Here is a 298-nt window from a genome sequence, read left to right as displayed (position 1 = left end):
TCAGTCTGGCAAGTAATACAGACTACAATCGTTTTATTAAGCAATTACCTTCACAGGATCTCACCAGAAAAGTTTTGGCACTCTTCCCCAATAGCAAGGTAGATGTTAAGGCTTCCGAATATGCTTTGTATCGTGATCCCCAGAAAAAACCGCAAGGAACTGTATTGGAATTTAAAGACCTTGATAACTATTTGGATACGCCAAATCATCAGACAGAAAAGCAGCGACTGGCAACAATTAAATCACTCTTACTGACCAATGGGGTTGATGTCAAGGGCAGTTTAAAAATGTAGGTTTT

At 39.3% G+C, this 298-nt stretch carries 1 pseudogene; it reads left to right on the top strand.

Features of this window, described 5'->3' with window-relative positions:
• Positions 1–293: pseudogene (locus tag FD47_RS15590) on the top strand (hypothetical protein); the annotation flags it as partial.
• Positions 294–298: the final 5 nt, after the last annotated feature.

The organism is Lentilactobacillus parafarraginis DSM 18390 = JCM 14109, from assembly GCF_001435895.1.
Lineage (GTDB): Bacteria > Bacillota > Bacilli > Lactobacillales > Lactobacillaceae > Lentilactobacillus > Lentilactobacillus parafarraginis.
This window is presented reverse-complemented; position numbering and strand designations above follow the sequence as displayed.